Annotated in this window: 14 protein-coding genes; 8 read left to right on the top strand and 6 right to left on the bottom strand. The window is 56.9% G+C overall.

Annotated features, from left to right (window positions below; all coding sequences use genetic code 11):
* From rpoD to M9920_13805, 4 genes are all read right to left on the bottom strand, one after another.
* Positions 1-1,734 carry an RNA polymerase sigma factor RpoD gene (gene rpoD / locus M9920_13820; protein ID MCO5053366.1) on the bottom strand — a complete coding sequence of 578 codons (1,734 nt, stop codon included), beginning with the start codon at positions 1,732-1,734 and terminating at the stop codon, positions 1-3.
* Between the two features lie 471 nt (positions 1,735-2,205).
* Complete coding sequence (locus M9920_13815) at positions 2,206-2,775, bottom strand: STAS domain-containing protein (protein MCO5053365.1); 570 nt, start codon at positions 2,773-2,775, stop codon at positions 2,206-2,208.
* Positions 2,776-2,786: 11 nt separating this feature from the next.
* On the bottom strand, positions 2,787-3,953 hold the full coding sequence (gene holA, locus M9920_13810) for a DNA polymerase III subunit delta (protein MCO5053364.1): 1,167 nt from the start codon (positions 3,951-3,953) through the stop codon (positions 2,787-2,789).
* On the bottom strand, positions 3,940-4,392 hold the full coding sequence (locus M9920_13805) for a bifunctional nuclease family protein (protein ID MCO5053363.1): 453 nt from the start codon (positions 4,390-4,392) through the stop codon (positions 3,940-3,942). Before M9920_13805 ends, holA begins: the two co-directional genes overlap by 14 nt.
* Before the next feature lie 128 nt (positions 4,393-4,520).
* Here M9920_13805 and M9920_13800 point away from each other — a divergent pair, with 128 nt between their 5' ends.
* The 4 genes from M9920_13800 to M9920_13785 all read left to right on the top strand — a co-directional run bounded on the left by M9920_13800 (position 4,521) and on the right by M9920_13785 (position 9,772).
* Positions 4,521-4,853, top strand: coding sequence for a PadR family transcriptional regulator (locus M9920_13800; GenBank protein MCO5053362.1), 333 nt, complete (start codon positions 4,521-4,523; stop codon positions 4,851-4,853).
* An 18-nt stretch (positions 4,854-4,871) separates the two neighbouring features.
* Entirely contained in the window at positions 4,872-7,556 is a 2,685-nt protein-coding gene (locus M9920_13795) for an ABC transporter permease (GenBank protein MCO5053361.1), read from the top strand.
* A 10-nt stretch (positions 7,557-7,566) separates the two neighbouring features.
* Positions 7,567-8,271, top strand: a complete 705-nt coding sequence (locus M9920_13790) for an ABC transporter ATP-binding protein (GenBank protein MCO5053360.1) — start codon at positions 7,567-7,569, stop codon at positions 8,269-8,271.
* A 229-nt stretch (positions 8,272-8,500) separates the two neighbouring features.
* Positions 8,501-9,772 carry an HlyD family efflux transporter periplasmic adaptor subunit gene (locus tag M9920_13785; GenBank protein MCO5053359.1) on the top strand — a complete coding sequence of 424 codons (1,272 nt, stop codon included), beginning with the start codon at positions 8,501-8,503 and terminating at the stop codon, positions 9,770-9,772.
* Between the two features lie 90 nt (positions 9,773-9,862).
* On the opposite strand, the gene metH is transcribed toward M9920_13785, so the two are convergent.
* The gene (metH, locus tag M9920_13780; protein MCO5053358.1) at positions 9,863-13,663 is read right to left on the bottom strand and encodes a methionine synthase; all 3,801 of its coding nucleotides are present in this window, start codon (positions 13,661-13,663) and stop codon (positions 9,863-9,865) included.
* Between the two features lie 325 nt (positions 13,664-13,988).
* On the opposite strand from metH, the gene M9920_13775 reads away from it, so the two are divergent.
* The 4 genes from M9920_13775 to M9920_13760 all read left to right on the top strand — a co-directional run bounded on the left by M9920_13775 (position 13,989) and on the right by M9920_13760 (position 20,275).
* Positions 13,989-15,371, top strand: a complete 1,383-nt coding sequence (locus M9920_13775) for an FAD-binding protein (GenBank protein MCO5053357.1) — start codon at positions 13,989-13,991, stop codon at positions 15,369-15,371.
* On the top strand, positions 15,371-16,705 hold the full coding sequence (locus M9920_13770) for a (Fe-S)-binding protein (GenBank protein ID MCO5053356.1): 1,335 nt from the start codon (positions 15,371-15,373) through the stop codon (positions 16,703-16,705). The genes M9920_13775 and M9920_13770 overlap by 1 nt, the downstream gene beginning before the upstream one ends.
* Positions 16,706-16,873: 168 nt before the next feature.
* Entirely contained in the window at positions 16,874-19,561 is a 2,688-nt protein-coding gene (locus tag M9920_13765; GenBank protein ID MCO5053355.1) for a PQQ-dependent sugar dehydrogenase, read from the top strand.
* 87 nt (positions 19,562-19,648) lie between these two features.
* A complete protein-coding gene (locus M9920_13760; protein ID MCO5053354.1) occupies positions 19,649-20,275 on the top strand; it encodes a hypothetical protein in 627 nt (208 codons plus the stop codon).
* Here M9920_13760 and lipA read toward each other — a convergent pair.
* Positions 20,258-21,214 (bottom strand): lipoyl synthase, encoded by a 957-nt coding sequence (lipA, locus tag M9920_13755; GenBank protein ID MCO5053353.1) that lies wholly within the window; start codon positions 21,212-21,214, stop codon positions 20,258-20,260. The two genes, M9920_13760 and lipA, sit on opposite strands and share 18 nt — an antisense overlap.
* Between the last annotated feature and the right edge of the window lie 13 nt (positions 21,215-21,227).

The raw sequence follows: 21,227 nt of genomic DNA, 5'->3' as shown, positions 1-21,227 counted from the left end.
TCAGGCCGCGGCGGCATCTTCGCTATCGAGGAATCCTTGCAAGTGGCGCACGCGCGTCGGGTGACGCAGCTTGCGGAGCGCTTTGGCCTCAATCTGCCGGATGCGTTCCCGGGTGACGTTGTACATCTTGCCAATTTCCTCCAGAGTGCGTTCGTAGCCATCCACCAGACCGAACCGCATTTCGAGAATCTTGCGTTCGCGCTCGGTCAACGTGGTAAGCACGTCGCCCAGCTTTTCTTTGAGCAATGAATAACTGGTGACGTCGGAAGGGTTTTCCGCGCTTTTGTCTTCGATAAAATCGCCCACGCTGACGTCGCCGTCATCACCGACGGGAGCGTGCAGTGAGACGGGCTGTTGCGCCATCTTGAGCAGCGAATTGATCCGGCTCACCGGCATGTGCATTTCATCCGCCAACTCCTCCGGGGTGGGTTCGCGCCCCAGTTCCTGGGTGAGTTGTTTCTGCGCGCGCCACAGTTTGTTCATGATTTCGATCATGTGAACCGGGATGCGGATGGTACGCGCCTGATCCGCAATCGAACGCGTGATGGCCTGACGAATCCACCAGATGGCGTAGGTGGAGAATTTGTAACCGCGCCGGTATTCAAATTTTTCGACGCCCTTCATCAAACCAATGTTGCCCTCCTGAATCAGATCGAGGAACGATTGGCCGCGGTTGGTGTATTTTTTAGCCACGGAAACCACCAAGCGCAAATTGGCCTCGGCCATGTGCGTTTTCGCCCGATGCGCCCGATCCGCCGCGTCCTTCAAATTGGCAAACGCCTTCGAGAATTCCTCTTTCGGCATGCGAACAAATTGCTCCAGAGTGCGGATTCGCGCCTGCTCGGCTTCGATGGTCGCCCGACGCTCGGAGGTGGTCCGCAAGCGCTCCAGTTCCTGAACGCGACGGGAACTGGTTTGCAAGTTCTCGTAAATGTTTCCAGCCACGACAATCATCTCCTCGATGACCTTCTGCTTGTACGCAAACTTGGAAAACATCTCCTGCAATTTTTGACTTAGTTTGATGAATTCCTTATACAGCTTCTCCTTGCGGCCCTTTTGGGAGATTTTCATCAACGTCGCATATTTTTCATCCACCTTGACATCCGCCGCCCGAACCTTCTTGATCAGGGTGCGCAAGTCTTTGAGGTGACCTTCGCGATTCGCAACTTTTTTATCAACCACGACGCGATCGAACCGCTCTTTCGGCGGCTCACTCAGCAATTTCTCCGCGATGGCGATATGCTCTTTGGCCGTGAACCCAAGTCCGCAAATAATTTGCTTCATGGCGATTTCGGCGTCTTCAATGCGCTTGCAAATCTCCACTTCCTGTTCCCGGGTCAACAGCGGCACCTTGCCCATCTGGTTCATGTACATCCGCACCGGATCATCCAGAATTTCCAGTCGCGAATCCTCTTCAGGCTCTTCCGCCTCGTCCTTCTTGGCGGTTCGCTGGACCTCAGCTTGATCAACAATCTCAATATCCAGACTCCGCAGCTTGGTGAACAGCGTGTCCAAGTCTTCCGGCGTCAAGCCGTCCGGCAGAATGTCATTGATGTCGTCGAACGTGATGTAGCCGTTCTCCTGGGAAAGATGCAGCAGCATCTTCACCGTTTCAGTCATATCCACCGCGCTCGCGCTCGGATTCGCCATGGCCGCGATTTGTGTAGGCAACTCGGGCTTCTTCGCCGCTTCGGTCGCCTGGACGCCGCGACGTGGCGTGGTCTCTTTGACCACTTTGGCTACTTTCGTCGCTTTGACCGCGGCAGGCGCACTGGAGTCCTTGCTTTGTCGCCGGACGCTCGGCAGAACGAAGCGTCGCCGAACGGAAGGGGCTTTGGTTGGGGAAGGTTTTCTCGTTGGAGCAGTATTTCGAGATTTAACGGTAGTATTTCGGACAGACTTACGTTTTAGCATAGTGTTAATGAACCAAGCGTAACGCTTTTGGGCAGACACGACTCACGCTACATTGCAAAACCAACGGAAAAACCGTTTTTTACACTATTTCGTGATTCCGGTCTGGAAATCTTGGGAACTCCGTAACTCCAAAAGCCTGACGCCTGCTCAGGCTAGCGGAACCCGGATAAAACTCAATCATAAAATGATTTATCGGAGAGAAAATAAGAAATACGAACGTAGAAAAGCAGTTAGTTCAGTTTTTAATCGTCAAATAAATTGCCATCATACCGGAAGTCGCGGATTCGGCTTTTACGTTATTTTCTTAGTATTCTTAAGCTTTTTCAGATCGTCTTTGAGGAATTTAGCGACCTCTTTGAATTTTCCCACGTTATCGGGATTGAGTTGCATGAGCGCCTCATGGGCCTCGAGTGAGGCTTGGATCAAATCCTCGCGTGATTGTCGGCAAGCGTCTGTCGCCACCGTCTGATAGCCGGAATCTACGGTTTCCGCATGTCCCATTTTGAAAAGATGCAACACCCCCAGGCTTTCGAGCAGATCAACCAACCGTGCGTTCGCATGACGCAGCTCAATGGCCCGCGTTTCACATTCTCCGTTGGCCACATTCAGCCGGGCCGCCAAAGCGGCCAACACGCCAAGAAAGGTGCTGTCCATTAGCGAACATTCTGACAGTTCGATAACAATACAGGGGTAGCCCCGCGCTTCCAAACCAGCGAGCAGCGCCTTGAAATCAACCGCTTGAGTAAAAGTCGCCCGTCCAGTGACTTTTACGCAGGCAAAGCGGTCACCGGTCAGCACCATCAAGTTAGCAGGAGAAGTCGTCATTTTTTCTGATTTTTTCCACTCATCCTCGTTCCTCAATCTCGCTCGTGTTAGCGACTCGACCGCCCCGGTGTTGGCGTCACCCCAACGATCTCAATCAAAACCTGTTGTAAAACCACCCGCTCGTCCAACGAACTCGAGACCAGTCTTTGATTCGCCTGCAACAATAGTTCCAGCGCCCGAATCAACTCCGCGGATGAATAGTTTTTCACCTGCGATAAGGCCCTGAATAACACATACGGATTAAGCGCCAATGGATTGTATTTTTTATCCTCAGGTAATTTTGCCCTGGGAACATCAGCCAACTGCGACTTGAAGTTGGAAAAATCTCCCGTCGCGTGAAGCCATCCCTCCTGCAGCATCTCCTTTAACAAGAGCACGGCCCGGACCTTGAAAATCAATCCATAGAGCAACCCGATTTCATTCTTATCTCGGTCGAATTGCGCCTCCCACAATTCTTCATCCAAGCGCGCCAACAAGCGCGCCAAATTCCGATCTCCCAAAGCGTCGCCCAACGCAAAAGCCCGCGCTTGCTTGTTCCTCACGGAGATGGCTTCCACGTCTTGTATGGTGATTTCCTCCCGATCACCAGCGTAGAGGCAAAGCTTTTCGACTTCGTTGACCAGTTGGCGCGGCTGCGGCCCGACGCGGGCCACCAATTCCCTCAACGCGCCATCCCCCATGCGCTTGCCACGTTCCCGAATCTGATTTCGCACCAGTACTTCCGCCCGAGCCGCCCAATCCTTGTCATTGACCGACCAGCTTTCGAAGCTCTGTACCTGCCCGATTTTTTCCAGCGTTTTGAAGATAGACTTGCGTTTGTCCACCTTCGCGGCAGTAATCAGCAACCGCACCTTGTCCCAGGAAAACTCCTTCAGATCTTGGGACAGCTCGGCCAACGCATCAGTAACCGCTGTGGCTGGTTTTGCGTTCTCATCGCTGAGAAAATTGCAGTTACGCAACCAAACAACCTTGCCCGAACCAAAGAACGGAAGGGTTTGCAGCGCTTCCCGAAGTTTGCCGATGACCCGGAGGGTCTCACCGCTGTTACTGACGGACGCCTCGATAATCTCATGATCTTCGCCGCCCAGTTCCGCACTCCACTTCTGATACAATTCCTTGGCGCGTTGTTTGACGGCGAAATCATCGTCGCCGTGGACCAGGGCCACGGACTTATCCGCTGCGGCGGGTTTTTCGGCCAGTTTACTCTGGCGCATCTTCTCCTTGATTCATTTGATTGAACTGCTCGGTCATATCCTCGAGCTGCTCAAACAGGGAACGATTGACGTAAATCTTACATTTTTCCGCCGAGGCCAGGGCCAGGCAATCGCTGGGGCGCGCGTCAATTTCCACCAACTTTTTGGCGACCTCATTGCTTTGCGACAAAATAAGTCGGGCGTAATACGTGGCGTTGCGCAAATCAGTAATGACCACCCGCTCGACCGAAATGCCGAATCCTTTGAAGACGCTTCTCATGAGATCATGCGTCATTGGCCGCTCCTTCGGCGTGTCGCGCAAAAACATGCCAATGATGTGCCCCATCTGCGGTTCAATATTGATGACGAACACCTTTTCGTCATTTCCCACAAATAACGCACAACTGTTGTTGACGGGGAGGATGCCGCGAATCTGAACCCGCACGACGTCATTCTTCATGCGCCCAAGATTATTCCGTCCCACGTAAAAAACAAGCGCACTGTGTGCTCCGCTCCCGGTGAGCGCAACTCTCCCCTTGACAATCTAGGCAAGCTGTCTATTCTCCCCTAGAACGTCTAGGACAACCTATGGCCACCAACAAATCCGAACTCCTGCAAGGCACGCTGGACTTGCTCATCCTCAAAACCCTCACCGCCGGAGCAATGCACGGCTACGCCATCGCCCAACGCATCCAGCAACGCTCCGATGACGTGCTCGTGGTGGAGGAAGGCTCGCTCTACCCGGCGCTCTATCGCATGGAGGAAAAAGGTTGGATTCGCGCGGAGTGGGGCAAGTCCGAAAACAACCGCCGCGCCAAATTTTATGAATTGACCCGCGCCGGGCGCAAACAACTGGAGGAAGAGACGGCCCTCTGGGAGCGCGTTCACCGGGCCATCACGCTCGTGTTGCAAGCGGTTTGACCGGAAACAAACGCGCACATGAACATTTCCACTTTCTTCCGCCGCCAATTCCGCTCGCTCGGACAACGACGGGCGGTGAAACAGGAGATTGACGAGGAGTTGCGCTATCACCTCGAACAACGCACGGCGGAGAACATCGCGGCGGGCATGTCGCCGGAAGATGCGGCGCGGGAGGCGCGGAAGCGGTTTGGAAATCTGCAAAGTGTGCGTGAAGAATGTCGCGAGGCTCGCGGCGCGAGTTTTGGCGAGGCGACGTGGATGGACCTCAAGTTCGCCTTCCGCCAGTTGCGCAAAAATCCCGGTTTCACCGCCGTGGCCGTCCTCACGCTCGCGCTGGGCATTGGGGCGAACACCGCCATTTTCAGTGTCGTTAATGCGGTCCTGCTAAAGGCGCTGCCGTATCAGCAACCAGACCGACTGGTGATGCTGTGGACAGATAATCCAGCGCTCGATTTGGGTTTTTCGGAACTGCCGCCGGCGCCAGTGGATCTCACCGAGTGGCGTCAGCAAGCACGATCCTTCGAGCAAATTGCGGCATTTCGTCCTTGGCCGGCCAATCTGGCGGAAGATGGCGATCCGGAGCGGATCGGCGGCATTCAGGTCACGGCAGATTTCTTCCCACTGCTGGGCGTGGCGCCGATGTGGGGACGAAGTTTCAACGCAGAAGAGGAGCAGCCGGGAACTGACCGGGTAGCAATCATCAGCTACGGGCTGTGGCAGCGTCGTTTCGGCGGTCAACCGAATGTGATCGGACGATTTATCACGGTGAATCAGGAACGGCGAGAGATCGTTGGAATCATGCCGCCGGGCTTCAATTTCCCGCGCGGTTCGGAGATGCCGCCAGCCTATGGCTTGATGAAGGGCACGGACATCTGGCTGCCGTTCGCGGAGAATGCCGCGTATTGGCAGCGGGACGATACCCGCGATTTCATCGCGATGGGGCGGATCAAGGACGGGGTTTCGCTCGGTCAGGCCCAAACCGAGATGAACGTCATTGCGGCCCGACAGGCCACGGAGTCGCCCGCGGATCACGAGGGCTGGATCGTCCATCTGCGTCCCTTGGCCAACCAAGTAGCAGGAACGCTACGCCCGCTATTGTTCGTGCTGCTCGGTGCCGTTGGCTTCGTGCTGCTGATCGCCTGTGCCAACCTCGCGAACTTGCTGCTGTGCCGCGCGAACGCGCGACAGAAGGAAATCGCGGTACGAGCGGCCCTCGGAGCGGGGCGGAGTCGCATTCTTCGCCAGTTACTGACCGAGAGTTTGCTCCTTTCCACCCTCGGCGGCCTGTTTGGGCTGGTACTCGGTACGACCGGTATCCGGGCCATTCTGGTGTTGGCTCCACCGAACATTGCTCGGCTCAACGAAACGACGCTGGATGGACGAGTCCTTCTGTTCACCGTTGTGGTCTCGCTGGTTAGTGGAATTATCTTCGGCCTCGCCCCGGCTTGGCGGGCCAGTTGGCTGGATTTTGCCCGCGCGTTGAACGCGAGCGGACGCTCCGGGAACGCCAGAGGCTGGCAACGGACCCACGGACTCTTGGTCGCAGGCGAAGTGGCTCTGGCGGTCGTGTTGTTGACGGGTGCAGGATTGATGGCGCAAAGCTTTTTGCGCCTGCAAGTGGTGGACTTGGGATTTCAGCCGCAGCATCTGACCGCGTTCGATGTGGGACTATATGGCGAAAAATACGGCAGCGGCGAGCGCCAAAGGCAGTTCTATCGGGAGGCGGTGGAGCGGCTGGGCAAGCTCCCCGGCATCCGGTCCGCCGCCGCCATTTCGAGCTTGCCTCTGGGTGGCCCCGAACAAATTGATCTGCTTTATGCCGAGGGACAGCCTTTACCGAGCGCGGAGAACACGCCCAACGCCGAGACGCGAAGAACGACTCCCGGTTATTTTGAAACGATGGGAATAGCACTGCTGCGAGGCCGTGATTTCACCAGCCGAGATACGGCGAACCAGCCACCGGTTTGCATCATTAACGAAACGATCGCGCGCAACTTCTTTGCTGGAACCGACGCGGTGGGCCACCGGCTTAAGTTGGGAGAAACCGATGATCACGCTCCCTGGCTGACCGTGGTGGGCGTGGTGCGTGACGTACGGAGTTCCCGCCCCGAGGCAAAACCGCGTCCGCAGGTATATCGTCCACTGGAACAAGACCCGCAGAACATGATGACGATCGTTGTCCGGGCTGGGGCCATGTCCGACGCGACCTTGGAGCGCGCGATTCGCGCGGAGATGAAGAGTCTCGATCCCTTCCTGCCGGTCGCGAATTACCGCACGATGGAACGATTGGTTTCCGATGCCGTGGCGCGACCGCGCTTCACCAGCCTGCTGTTGGGCCTGTTTGCCGTCACCGCACTGGCACTGACGGCTGTGGGTCTTTACGGAGTGGTGGGATATGCCGCCGCTCAACGCACGCGCGAGATCGGCATCCGCATGGCGCTCGGGGCGAATGCGCGGAATGTGCTCGGCTTGATTCTCCGACAAGGGATGGGTCCCGCCGTTGTCGGCTTGGTGGTTGGACTGGTGGGATCGCTGGCGCTTACGCGGCTGCTGACCAGTCAACTTTACGAAGTGAAACCCACCGATCCAGCAACCTTTCTGGGGGTTGCTTTGTTCCTACTGTCCGTGGCGATGTTCGCCTGCTGGTTGCCCGCCCGCCGCGCGGCGAAGGTGGATCCGATGGTGGCGCTGCGTCACGAATGATTTTGGTTTTATGCCTACAACAACCATTCCCTTGATTCAACTGGCGGAGATTCAAAAAATCTTCCTCACGGATGAAGTGGAAACACACGCGCTATCCGGCGTGAGTTTCGAGATTTGCCACGGCGAATACGTGTCCATCTCCGGGCCGTCCGGCTGCGGCAAGTCCACGTTGCTTTCCATCCTCGGCCTGCTGGATTCCCCGACGAGCGGCCGCTATGAATTGCGCGGCGAGCCGGTGGCCAATCTGAATCACGCCCAGCGCGCGAAGGTCCGCAATCGCGAGATCGGTTTCATTTTTCAAAGCTTCAATCTCATCGGTGATTTGACGGTATGGGAAAACGTCGAGTTACCGCTGACGTATCGCGGGTTGACCAAGGAGGAGCGGCGCGAGCGCGTGGACGAGGCGCTGGCGAAAGTCGGCATGACGGCGCGGGCGAAGCATTATCCGGCGCAATTGTCCGGCGGGCAGCAACAGCGCGTGGCGGTGGCACGGGCGCTGGGCGGGCGGCCCGCGATTCTGCTGGCGGACGAGCCGACGGGGAATCTCGATTCCAAGAACGGCGAGGCGGTGATGGCGTTGTTGCGCGAGTTGCACGCCGAGGGCGCGACAATCTGTCTGGTGACGCACGATGATCGTTTTGCGCGTGATGCGCAGAAAACCATCCGCCTGTTCGATGGACAGGTTGTGGCCGGGGAAACGGCGAGAACGCGATGAACTGGAAACGCCACCATGAATCTTGTAGCAGCGGACGTGCGTCCGCTCCATCTGGAATGGTTCGCAAAAATAATTTCCGAATCACCGCCGAAACGCAGAGACGCAGAGCGATTTTCCCGTTGTTTTCTCGGCGTCTCGGCGTCTCAGCGGTAAACAATCCGGAAATCGGTTTTGAGAATCACTATAGATTCGGTGAAGTTGGAGCCGACTCACAGGAAATTCATTAACCATGGACGTGCCTGTTTCAACCGAGGTCAAACGACGACGCCAGCGCCGCCGCTGGTTGTCCATCAGCGCGGGAATCATCGTCATCGCGCTGATCACGCTGGGATTGTCCCGCCTTAAACCGGCTGCGCCGCGCGTGGAAAAGGCTTCAATCTGGATGGACACGGTGAAGCGCGGTGAAATGTTGCGTCAGGTGCGCGGCAACGGGACGTTGGTGCCCGAGGATATTCGCTGGATCCCAACGATCAACGCAGGCCGCGTTGAGCGCGTGCTGGTTTTGCCCGGCGCGGCGGTGCAGGCGGACACGGTGCTGGTTGAGTTGAGCAACCCGGAACTGGAGCAGGCGGGATTCGAAGCGGAATCGCAAGTTAAAGCCGCCAAAGCGGAACTGGCCAATCTGCGCGTGCAATTGGAATCGCAGAAGTTGACGCAACGCGCGGCGGTGGCGAACGCGCAGGCCAATTACACCAGCGCGAAGCAGGATTTTGAAGTGAACGAGGCTCTTGGCAAAAGCGGTCTGGTCGCGGCACTGACCGTACAACAGGCCCGGACCAAAGCCGAACAACTCGAGATAGTGCTGGCCATCGAGCAGGAGCGTTTGCAAATAAGCACCGCCGCCGCCCAAGCGCAGATCGCCGCCCAGGAGGAAAAGATCGCGCAGTACGACGCGCTATTGGAGTTGAAGCGTCGTCAGGTCGAGGCGCTTAAGGTCCGCGCGGGCATGGACGGCGTATTGCAACGACTGGGAGATACGACCAATCCCCTGCAAGTCGGACAACAACTCCCGGCGGGAGCCTTGGTGGCGCGTGTCGCCAATCCGGCGAAGTTGAAGGCCGCGATCCGCATCGCCGAGACGCAGGCGCGGGACATCCAACTGGACCAACCTGCGGAAATTGACACCCGCAACGGCGTGGTATCCGGACGCGTAACGCGCATTGATCCCGCCGTGGAAAACGGCACGGTGACGGTGGACGTGGCTTTGACCACGCCATTGCCCCGAGGCGCGCGGCCCGACCTGAGCGTGGACGGCACGATCCAGTTGGAGCGGTTGACGGACGTGATGTATCTGGGTCGCCCCGTACAAGCCCAACCCGACAGCACAGTGGGATTGTTCAAAGTTGTGGACAGCGGCAAGACTGCGGTGCGCGTGGCGGTCAAGCTGGGACGCTGCTCGGTGAACGCGGTGGAAATCACCGGCGGCCTGCAGGTGGGCGAACAAGTAATCCTCTCCGACATGTCGCAATGGGACGCGCAGGAACGGGTGCAATTGGAGTAAATCCTGGCAGCGACGCTTTCGACACTGTGTTGCCGAAAGCAAGGCGAAGTGCCGCTACCCGCAAACGCCGGAGCCCCACGGTTACGAAGGTTACGAGTTGTAATTCAACCACGGCCCGAGCCAGCGTTCGTCCTCGGCCACCGGAATATTTTTTCGCCGGGCGTGATCTTCAATCTGGTCTTTGCCCAGTTTACCAACGGCGAAGTACTTGGCTTCCGGGTGCGCGAAATAAAGTCCGCTCACGCTTGAGCCTGGCCACATGGCAAAGTTTTCCGTCAGCTTGATGCCGGTGCGCCGCTCGACATCAAGCAGCTTCCAAAGCGTGGCTTTCTCGGGATGATCGGGGCAGGCTGGATAACCCGCCGCCGGGCGAATGCCGCGGTATTTCTCCGCGATCAATTCCTCGGTGGTGAGATTTTCGGTGCGGCCAAATCCCCATTCGAGGCGAACGCGTTTGTGAAGATATTCCGCAAAACCTTCCGCCAGGCGATCGGCCAGCGCTTCCGCCATGATGGCGTTGTAATCGTCATGCTCCGCCTTGAAACGCTCGATCAGTTCTTTCAAACCCATTCCAGAAGTCACCGCAAACGCACCGATATGATCCGGTAACATGTTATCCGACGCCCCCCGCAGATGTGGCGCCACAAAGTCCGCGAGACAGCGATTCGGGGTACCATCGCCTTTGTCCATCTGCTGCCGCAAGAAGTGGAAGGTGGTCAGTACCTGTTGCCGCGATGCGTCAGTATAAAGTTGCACGTCCTCGCCGACCGAGTTGGCGGGAAACAATCCATACACCGCGCGCAATCGCAGTAATTTTTTGGCAACGATTTCCTCCAAAAGTTTTTGCGCGTCGGCGAACAATTGTCGCGCTTGTTCCCCGTGCCGTTCGTGCTGAAGAATCTTGGGATACACTCCGCGCAGTTCCCACGCATGGAACAGCGGAGTCCAATCCACGACCGGCACAATGTCCTCAAGGGAAACCGAAAAGGCGCGCGCCGGTCCGAACGCCCTTGGGTCATTCCCCTCCGCGGCGTTGAATCCGTCGGAGCTTAACGTGCGGACCCCGGTGAATTCGGGTTGAGGCGGGTTATCGTACGTGAGTTTCGGACCATTGGCGCGAGCGGCTTCCAAGGTAAGCAATTTCACCGGCGCGGTCCGATGGCGCACACGCAGTTTTTCGTATTCCTCGGTAATTTTAGCCACGAACGCCGGCTTGCTTTCGGCGCTCAAAAGGCTGCTCATCGTCGGCACCGCCCGACTGGCATCCAATACATGCACCACGGGTTCGTGATAGTTGGGCGCAATTTTTACCGCCGTATGCGCTTTGGTGGTGGTGGCCCCGCCAATCAACAATGGCAGTTTGCATCCGGTGCGTTCCATTTCGTGCGCCACGTGCGCCATCTCATCCAGCGACGGCGTAATCAAGCCGCTCAAGCCGATGACGTCTGCCTTTTCCCGCCGTGCGGTTTCCAAAATTTTCTCGCTCGGCACCATGACTCCCAGATCAATCACCTCGTAATTATTACAAGCCAGCACGACTCCAACGATGTTCTTGCCGATGTCATGCACGTCCCCTTTCACGGTCGCCAGCACGATTTTCCCCTGCGATTTGACCTCTTCGCCACGAGCCGCCATGGCGGCTTTTTCCGCTTCCATGAACGGGGTGAGATAATTGACCGCCTTTTTCATCACCCGGGCGGATTTCACCACCTGCGGCAAAAACATTTTACCCGCGCCAAACAAATCGCCGACCACCGCCATCCCCGCCATCAACGGCCCCTCGATGACTGCCAGCGGGCGGACGTATTTCGCGTGCGCTTCCTTGGTATCTTCAATGACAAAAGCATCAATTCCTTTGACGAGCGCATGGGAGAGCCGCTCTTCCACCGTGCCGTTTCGCCACGCGGCTTTCTCCTCGGGCGCAACCTCCTCGCCCGCGGCCTGAGCTTTCACTTTTTCCCCGAACGTCACCAATCGTTCCGTCGCATCCGGACGCCGATTTAGCAACACGTCCTCAACCAACTCCCGCAGCTCGGGTTCAATCTCTTCATAGACCTCGAGCATCCCGGCATTGACGATCCCCATGTCCAACCCGGCCTTGATGGCGTGATACAAAAACGCGCTGTGCATGGCTTCGCGTACCTTGTTGTTGCCGCGGAAGGAAAACGAAACATTGGAAACGCCGCCGGAAACTTTCGCGTGCGGCAGATGCGCTTTGATCCACCGCGTGGCTTCAATGAAATCCACGCCGTAGTTGTTGTGTTCTTCAATTCCCGTTCCGACCGTCAGAATGTTCGGATCAAAAATGATGTCCTCGGGCGGCATGCCCACTTCCTCCACGAGAATTTTGTAGGCGCGTTCGCAGATGCGGATTTTGTCCGCCAGCGTCGCCGCCTGGCCGTTTTCATCAAACGCCATCACCACGGCCGCCGCGCCGTATTGCAAAATTTTCCGCGCTTGTTCGCGAAACTTCACCTCGCCTTCCTTCAAGGAAATCGAGTTCACCACTCCCTTGCCCTGCAAACATTTCAGCCCGGCTTCAATGACTTCCCACTTGGACGAATCCACCATGAAAGGCACCTTGGCCACCTCGGGTTCGCTGCCCAGCAACGGCAAGAAGCGGGACATCGCCGCCACGCCATCAATCATTCCCTCGTCCATGCAGATATCGAGAAGGTTGGCACCGTTCTCGACCTGCTGCCGCGCAATCGCGACCGCTTCCTCGTATTTATTCTCCTTGATCAGCCTGGCGAATTTTGGCGAACCCGCCACATTGGTCCGCTCGCCAATGATCAAAAACGTGCCCGTCTGTTGGGTGAAAGGTTGCGAACCCGATAAGCGCAGCGGTAGCGCCGCTCCGGTTGAGAGTTTGGTTTCCGGGCGCGGTTCGCGTGGCGGCGTATGGGCCAGCGCTTGTGCAATCGCCGCGATGTGTTCTGGAGTATTGCCGCAACAACCACCCGCAATGTTCAACAGGCCGCTCGCGCCGAATTCACCGAGATACCGCGCCATGTCCGCCGGATGCAGATCAAATCCCGTGGGCGACAGCGGATTGGGCAATCCGGCATTGGGATAGCAGGAAATCGCCGCGTCAGACTTCGCGGCCAATTCCGCCAGAAACGGACGCATCAAATCCGGCCCCAACGAACAATTGAGTCCGACCGCCACCGGATGCACATGCTTGACGGCGTTCCAAAACGCTTCGACGGTCTGTGCCGAAATCACGGTTTCGCCGCCCCGCCCCACGGCGGCGGAAATCATGATTGGCAATCGCTTCTGCTCGGCCGCAAACACCTCTTGAATCGCAACCAGCGCCGCTTTCGCGTTGAGCGAATCAAAAATCGTTTCCACCAACAACAAATCCACGCCGCCTGCCAACAATGCTCGCACTTGATTGGCGTAAGCCCGTTTCACCTGATCAAAAGTGCAAACGCGAAAACCGGGATCATCCGCGTCCGGCGAATTGGAAAGTGAAACCGTGAGCGGCCCTATCGCTCCGGCCACGAAGCGCGGCCGGCCCGACTGATTGGCAATGCGATTCGCCCAGTCGCGGCTCAGTCGCGCCGAACGCTCGTTAATCTCCCACGCCAGATCGTTGAGGAACTGATTCTCAATGACGGTTTGATAAAAATCCGGATCCTTGCGCCCGCCCGTTTCGCGCGGATCATCCACAAAAAATTCACTTTGCCCGATTGAAGTGGCGGAGAACGTGTTGGTCTCAATAATATCCGCTCCGGCTTCGAGGAAGCGGCGGTGAATATCGCCAATCGTATCCGCTTGCGTCAGTGAAAAGAGATCGCCGTTATTCTTGAGGTCCTTTTTGGCTTCCTTGAATCGCTCGCCGCGAATCTGCTGTTCCCCGCAGCCATACTCACGAATGGTGGTCCCCATCGCGCCATCCAAAATCAGAATGCGCTCCCGCAACAATTTAAGTAACAACCCCGCTTGTGGCCCGAACCACTCGTTCTTATTCACGAGCCATATAATAATTCAGCTCGCCCAGAGTTCAACTTGAAAAATCAACGCATCTGGATGCGTAGATATAAAGTAAGAATACTCGACTGCGGTGGATTGCTTCAGCCGGGTGCGTAGTTTCTCTCACGGCCCGATAAAAATCGCGGATCACGACGGCGGGTATGGTGACAGGCCTCGATGTCGCCATTGTGACGATGCTTGACCGTCTCAATTTTCGATTACATGCTCGTTGATAGAATTTATGCCGCTATCTAACGACATTCTGGTGCGACTGAAGGAAATCGTCGGTCCGACCGACGTGCAAACCGCGCGCGAGGATCTGATGGCCTATTCCTTCGATGGCACGGCGGCAATGCAACAACTGCCTGGTTGCGTGGTGTTCGCCAAAACCACGGAAGAGGTGGTGGCGGTGCTCCGTCTCGCCAACGAAACCAAGACGCCCGTCGTAACCCGCGGTTCGGGCACGAGCTTGAGCGGCGGCAGTTTGCCCGTGCCGGACTGCATCGTTCTGTGTTTGACGCACATGAACCGGATTTTGGAACTGGATCGCGCCAATCTCACAATCCTTGCGGAAGCCGGTGTCACCACCGTTGTTCTCTCCAATGCCGTCGCGGCAGCAAACCTGTTTTATCCACCGGACCCGGGTTCGATGATCATTTCCACCATCGGCGGCAATGTGGCCGAAAATTCCGGAGGTCTGCGCGGCCTGAAATACGGGGTGACGCGTAATTTCGTCATGGGGCTGGAAGTGGTGCTGCCCAATGGCGAGGTGTTTTGGACCGGAAACAAATGCGTCAAAGACGTGGCGGGTTATTCCATGCGCGATTTATTCATCGGTTCTGAAGGCACGTTGGGAGTGATCACCAAAGTGCTGCTGCGCCTCATTCCCAAACCGGCGGCCAAGAAAACCATGCTCGCCACTTTTGCGCAGATGGACGCGGCGGCGCAATGCGTGTCGGACATCATTGCCGCCCGGATCATTCCCTGTACGCTCGAGTTCCTGGATGCCACCACCATCCGTTGCGTTGAAGATTACGCGAAGATCGGGCTACCGCTGGATTGTGAGGCTTTGCTCCTGATGGAAACCGATGGGCATCCAGCCGCCGTGGCTGAAGAGGCGGCGGAAATGGAAAAATTTGCACGCCAAGCCGGAGCGCTGGAAATCCGTGTCGCCAAAGACGAGAACGAAGCCAACCAGTTGGCCACCGCACGGCGCGGCGCGTTCTCCGCCGTGGCGCGAGTTTCGCCAACCACGATTCTTGAAGACGCCACCGTGCCGCGCAGTGAGCTGGCAAAAATGATCCGCTTCGTCATCAAGACGGCGGAGAAATACAAGCTGCGCGTGGCCACGTTCGGTCACATGGGCGACGGTAATTTGCATCCCACCTTCTTGACCGACGAACGCAACCTCGAGGAAATGCACCGGGTCGAACAGGCGTTCAAGGAGATCTTTGACGAGGCCATTCGACTCGGTGGCACGATCACCGGTGAACACGGTGTGGGGGTGGCCAAAAAGAATTTCCTGCCGCAATTTGCCGGGCCGGTGCAAATGCGCCTGATGCGCGAGTTGCGACGGATTTTGGATCCAAATCAGATTTTGAATCCTGGAAAGATGTTTGATTGATGGAACCCAAGCCGCCGCCACATTCGTATTTGAAGGATCTGGACTATTCCGTGGTGCAACAGTGCATGCGCTGCGGATTGTGTCTGCCCACCTGCCCGACTTACGACGCCACCAAATTGGAGCGGAACAGCCCGCGTGGGCGTATTGCCCTGATGCGCGCCATCATTGACGGGGAAATGGAGATAACGCGCACGTTCGGTGAGGAAATGTCCTTCTGCTTGGGTTGCCTGGCCTGCATGACCGCCTGCCCGGCCGGGGTCAACTACGTGGAATTATTCGAGCACGCGCGAGCCGATGCGGAGGAGCGACGGGTCTTAGCCAATCCCAAACGTGATTTTATTCGCTGGTTCACCATGGGCTGGCTGTTCATGGATTTGCGCCGGCTCGAATCGGCGGGCCGCGCCATCCGCTGGTATCAGGAACTGGGATTGCAGGACTTTATCCGCCGCACCAGAGTCATGCGTCTTTTGCCGCAGCGCCTGCAGGAATTGGAGGCGATGACGCCGACCATTTGTAAACACTTCTCGCGTGAGTTAATCGCTCCGATTACTCCGGCGATTGGGGAGAAGAAATATCGCGTCGCCGTTCTGACGGGCTGTGCCCAGGATTTGACGTTCAGTAATGTGAACCGAGATACGGTCGAGGTGCTGGCGCAAAATGGTTGCGAAGTCATCACGCCACCCGAACAAAGTTGCTGCGGTTCATTGCACGCGCACAACGGAGCGCGCACGCTTTCAGCCGAGTTGGCACGACGTAACATTGACCAATTTCCACCCGATCAATACGACGCCATCATCACCAACGCGGGCGGCTGCGGTTCGCATCTCAAGCGTTACGCGGGATTGCTGGCCAAGGATCCGGATTACGCCCAACGCGCGGTGCTGTGGGACGCCAAGGTGAAGGACATCCATGAATGGCTGGCGCACATTGGCATCCGGCGACCGCGACCGACAGGGCATACACAAGTTGTCACCTATCACGAATCCTGCCATCTGTTGCATGGACAACGCGTGACGCTCCAACCCCGGGAAGTCTTGCGCGCCATTCCGGGGTTGCAACTGGTCGAGTTGCCGGAAGCGGATTGGTGCTGCGGAAGCGCCGGGGTTTACAATCTGACCCAGCCGGAGATGGCCAATCAACTGATGGTGCGCAAAGTCAACCACATCAAATCCACGGGCGCACCCATTGTGGCCACGGCCAATCCGGGCTGTCTATTGCAAATCATCAACGGCGCCAAACAAGCCGGACTCAAGGTGCGGGTGGTGCATCCCATCACCCTGCTGGCCGAGGCGTATCGCGCGGAAACCAAAAGTAATCAAGCGCCTTCGGATTAGCGCTCTGAATGCCCGCCACAGTTGCGGCAAATTACCCGCCTGCCAACTCGGCAAAGGTAAAATTCCGTTTTTGTTCGGTTGCGACAGCGGATTTTACTGACAAGGAATTTGCGGCTTTTATTAGTCGGCATTTTGACAAACCGTCGCTGCTGTTCCATCGTAACCTGCATGTCAGAATTTGTATGTCGTCGGATTGCGGTTTTCCTAGCACTTGGCGTTGTAACTTATTGTAACCTGGATTCACCGAAGCTCTTTGCTGCCGCACCGCTGGAACGGGTGGCAAACGTCACCTTAACGAACGTGCCGGTGACCGCTCCAACTTTCGGTTTCACCTACAGCAACGCATTTCCCGGCTTGAGCTTTGCCAACCCGGTTTGCCTGGCCACGCCTCCGGGAGAAACCAACCGGCTGTTCATTCTGGAGAAGACTGGCACGATCGTTGTCATCACCAATCTGGCAGCCCCCACCCGCTCCACCTTTCTTGATTTAACGAGCCGGGTAATCAGCTCGCCCGACATGAGTGACGAACGCGGCTTATTGGGATTATGTTTCCATCCGGGGTTTGCCACCAACGGCTTCTTTTACGTTTTCTTCACCGGATCAGCCAATACCTCTGCCAACGGCGGCGGCAACGGCATGCATGACATTTTGGCTCGCTTTGAAGTTTCCGTCACCGATCCGAATCAAGGCAATCCGGATTCTTACACGCCAATCCTGCAACAATACGACGAATCCAACAATCATAACGGTGGCGACATTCATTTTGGCTCAGACCGCTACTTGTATCTCGGCTTGGGGGATGAAGGAAACGGCGATGACTATTTCAATAATAGCCAGACCATCACCAAGGATTTTTTCGCAGGTATGTTGCGGATTGATGTGGATAAACGCCCCGGTAATTTGACGCCAAATCCGCATCCGGCCAGCACCACCAATTATCTGGTGCCAGCCGACAATCCTTTCGTGGGTGCAACTGAATTCAATGGCTTACCGGTAAACCCGGACGCGGTGCGCACCGAGTTCTGGGCCGTTGGTCTGCGCAATCCGTGGCGTTGGAATTTTGACAAACCGACTGGGCTGCTTTACTGCGGTGACGTCGGCCAAAGCGGTTGGGAGGAAGTGGACCTCGTAGAGGCAGGAAAAAACTACGGTTGGGCCTATCGGGAAGGAAACGCCAACGGCCCGAAGGCGCATCTCGCTCCGCCGGGATTTGTTCACACACCGCCACTCTTGGCCTATCCACGCAGCTCGGGAGTCTGCATCATTGGTGGACTGGTTTATCGCGGCCTGAATATCTCACAACTCTATGGCGCATACGTCTATGCAGATTACGGTTTCGGTACCGTTTGGGCTTTGCGCCACGAAGGGACCAATGTCACGCAAAACCAGGTGCTCTTTACTGATCCAGGACGCATTTCCACCTTCGGCACCGACCCACGAAATGGCGACATTCTTTATTGCGACGTCCAGCAAAGCCGGATCAAACGCATCATCTACAACACCCAAATAACGGGTGCGCCCATTCCCGAAAAGCTTTCCGATACAGGGGCGTTCACAAATCTGGCCACGCTTGAGACCGCTCCCGGTATTGTCGCGTACGACGTCAATACGCCGTTTTGGTCCGACAACTCTGATAAATTTCGCTGGTTCTCCATTCCCGATACCAATCTGACCATGGCCTTCCAACGTGAGGGCAACTGGCAATTCCCGGAAGGCGCGATCTGGATCAAGCACTTTGAACTGGAAATCACCAATGGCGTTCCTGATTCCAAACGGCGACTGGAGACGCGCCTGTTAATCGCCAACACCAACGGCGGCTACGGGGTTACCTATCGCTGGACTACGCCGCCGACCAACGCCTGGCTCGTCGCGGAAAGTGGTCTTGATGAGCCTATCACCACCTACGCAAGTAACGGCAGCGTGATTCGGACTCAAGTCTGGCACTATCCCGCGCGAGTGGAGTGCATGGTTTGTCATACCGCCACCGCCGGCTTTGCGCTGGGTTTCAATACCCCACAATTGAATCGTGATTTTGATTACCGGGGGACGGTGACGAACCAATTGGCGGCCCTCGAACAAGCCGGTTATTTCAACCACCCGATTACAAACCGCCATCTGCTGCCAGCGCTGGCCCACGCCACCAATGCGGCCGTCAGCTTCGAATATCGCGCACGCTCCTATCTGGAAGCTAACTGCGCTTTCTGCCACCAACCGGGTGCCGCCACCCAATCTTATTGGGACGCGCGTAGCGCCACACCCGGATCGCAAAATGGAATCATTGACGGACCGCTGATCAACAATCGCGGCAACCCCAGTAACCGCGTGGTCGCTCCCGGTTCATTGGCGCAATCGTCGCTTTTTCAGCGCGTGGCAAATCTGGGCGGTGGCCACATGCCGCCGTTAAGCACTTCGGTCATCAACACCGAGGCGGTCGAGTTACTCGCCGCCTGGATTACCAACGAGTTGTCCGGTTACGTCAGTTACGCCACCTGGCAGACCAATTATTTTGGCGATACGAACGCACCGTCTGCCGCGCCTCTGGCGGACCCGGATGGAGATCGGGCGAAAAATTATCTCGAATATCTTACCGGTACCAATCCCACGAACGACGCCAGCGGCTGGAAGGTGGCCATCACGCTCAGCAATGATCTGACTCAAATTGTCATTCCGCAGGTGGCTAATCGCGCCATCGAAGTGCAAAGCACGACCGATTTGCTGGATGAAAACTCCTGGATCGCACTGGATCAGCCCGATAACGCGCCGTTCTTTCCGATCACCAATCGCACAATCATCGTCACCGATCCGGCGACCGGTATCGTGCCTAAATTCTATCGCGTCCGGGTCATCGAGCCGTAACGCCAACCGTTGATGATTCGGAAGAATTGATCAACTTGGCAAAAATCACACTGGCAATCCTGGCCTGGATTTTTACCATGCGGCGCGATGAGTCCGTCCGCGTTTCAAGTGCGTCGAGCCACCGTGGATGATCTGCCCCGTTTACGCGAACTGTGGGTGCTGATGCGCCTGCCCGATGCGGGTCTGGATCGTCACCTCACGGATTTTCAAGTCATCGTTGATCCGGCGGGCCTGGTCATCGGCGGTGCGGCGTTGGAAATCCATTCCCGCCACGCCCGCATCCATAGCGAGGCTTTTGAAGACTTCAGCTTGGCAGACGCGGCACGGCAGGCCCTTTGGAATCGCATCCAGAATCTGGCAACCAATCATGGATTGTTTCGTCTCTGGACTCAGGAACAGTCGCCGTTTTGGGCTCAGCAAGGATTCCAATCCCCTCCCATCGAAGCGCTGGAAAGGATGCCCGCACAATGGGACCGCACTGCGGCTGGCTGGCTGACTCTAAAATTGAAAGATGAAGAGGCCATCGCTTCCCTCGATAAGGAATTCGCGCTCTTTGTGGAAGCGGAGAAGACGCAACGAAATCAGTTGCTAAGTCAGGCACGCCTTTTCAAAGGCATCGTGCTTACCGGAATTGCGCTCATCGCCCTGCTCTTCCTTGCCGGCGCGATTTGGCTGCTGTTAAAACAGCGAAGCGGTTTATTGCCTCACCCGTGAGGGCAAAACAAACTCATCGGCGTGATACGAGCTGCGCACCAAGGGGCCACTGGCTACGTGAATGAAACCCATTTGCCGGCCGCGCTCTCCGAGCTGGCGGAATTTTTCCGGCGTAACGAATTCCTTCACCGCCAAAAGTTCCAAGGTGGCCTGCAGGTACTGACCCAGCGTTAGAATGTCGCAGCCCACGGCGCGCAAATCCTCCATGGCCGCCAACACTTCGGCCTCCTCTTCGCCCAAGCCGAGCATCATCCCGGATTTCGTGTAAATCGTACTCCCACGCCGAGCTTTGACCTTGCGCAGCACGCTGAGGGAGCGGTCATAGGTCGCGCGATGCCGCACGGTGGGAGTTAATCGGCGAACGGTTTCCAGGTTATGATTGAAGATATGCGGGTCGGCGCTGAGCACACAATCTATCGCCTCATCATGATCCTGAAAATCCGGGGTCAACACTTCAATGACCGCCTGGGGATTCAACCGTCGCACCGCCTCAATGGTTTTGCGGAAATGTTCCGCGCCTCCATCGGGAAGATCGTCCCGCGATACGGCGGTAATCACGACGTGCCGCAGATTCATCCGTCGCGTCGCTTCCGCCACCCGCTGTGGCTCATCCGCCTCCAAGGGCAGCGGTTTGGCCGTATGCACCGCGCAAAATTTACAGGCGCGAGTGCAACGATCACCCGCGATCATGAACGTGGCGGTACCGCGGCTCCAACACTCCCAATGGTTCGGACACTTCGCGCTCTCACAAACCGTGTGCAATTTCAGTTCGCCCAGCAATGAACGCGTGCGGGCAAACGTGTCGGCGGTCGGCAGCTTGGTATGCAGCCAGGGAGGAAGCCGCGGTCGCGCCGGCTTGGCCGATGCCAACGGTTCGGCTTTACCTGATGATGACAAAGTCGTTGGAGGAAGCGGTGCGGTGGCCGGTGTTAAAACCATGCGATAGAGTAGC

The organism is Verrucomicrobiia bacterium, assembly GCA_023953615.1.
In the GTDB taxonomy this organism is placed as follows: Bacteria; Verrucomicrobiota; Verrucomicrobiia; order Limisphaerales; family JADLHS01; genus JADLHS01.
The sequence above is the reverse complement of the archived record's forward strand: the minus strand, read 5'-3'. Positions and strand labels throughout refer to the sequence as shown.

Coding starts and splice junctions, on each gene's coding strand:
- holA (MCO5053364.1), bottom strand. CDS start 3,953: ATGCGCCAGAGTAAACTGGCCGAAAAACCCGCCGCAGCGGATAAGTCC.
- M9920_13805 (MCO5053363.1), bottom strand. CDS start 4,392: ATGAAGAATGACGTCGTGCGGGTTCAGATTCGCGGCATCCTCCCCGTC.
- M9920_13800 (MCO5053362.1), top strand. CDS start 4,521: ATGGCCACCAACAAATCCGAACTCCTGCAAGGCACGCTGGACTTGCTC.
- M9920_13795 (MCO5053361.1), top strand. CDS start 4,872: ATGAACATTTCCACTTTCTTCCGCCGCCAATTCCGCTCGCTCGGACAA.
- M9920_13790 (MCO5053360.1), top strand. CDS start 7,567: ATGCCTACAACAACCATTCCCTTGATTCAACTGGCGGAGATTCAAAAA.
- M9920_13785 (MCO5053359.1), top strand. CDS start 8,501: ATGGACGTGCCTGTTTCAACCGAGGTCAAACGACGACGCCAGCGCCGC.
- metH (MCO5053358.1), bottom strand. CDS start 13,663: ATGGGGACCACCATTCGTGAGTATGGCTGCGGGGAACAGCAGATTCGC.
- M9920_13775 (MCO5053357.1), top strand. CDS start 13,989: ATGCCGCTATCTAACGACATTCTGGTGCGACTGAAGGAAATCGTCGGT.
- M9920_13770 (MCO5053356.1), top strand. CDS start 15,371: ATGGAACCCAAGCCGCCGCCACATTCGTATTTGAAGGATCTGGACTAT.
- M9920_13765 (MCO5053355.1), top strand. CDS start 16,874: ATGTCAGAATTTGTATGTCGTCGGATTGCGGTTTTCCTAGCACTTGGC.
- M9920_13760 (MCO5053354.1), top strand. CDS start 19,649: ATGAGTCCGTCCGCGTTTCAAGTGCGTCGAGCCACCGTGGATGATCTG.
- lipA (MCO5053353.1), bottom strand. CDS start 21,214: ATGGTTTTAACACCGGCCACCGCACCGCTTCCTCCAACGACTTTGTCA.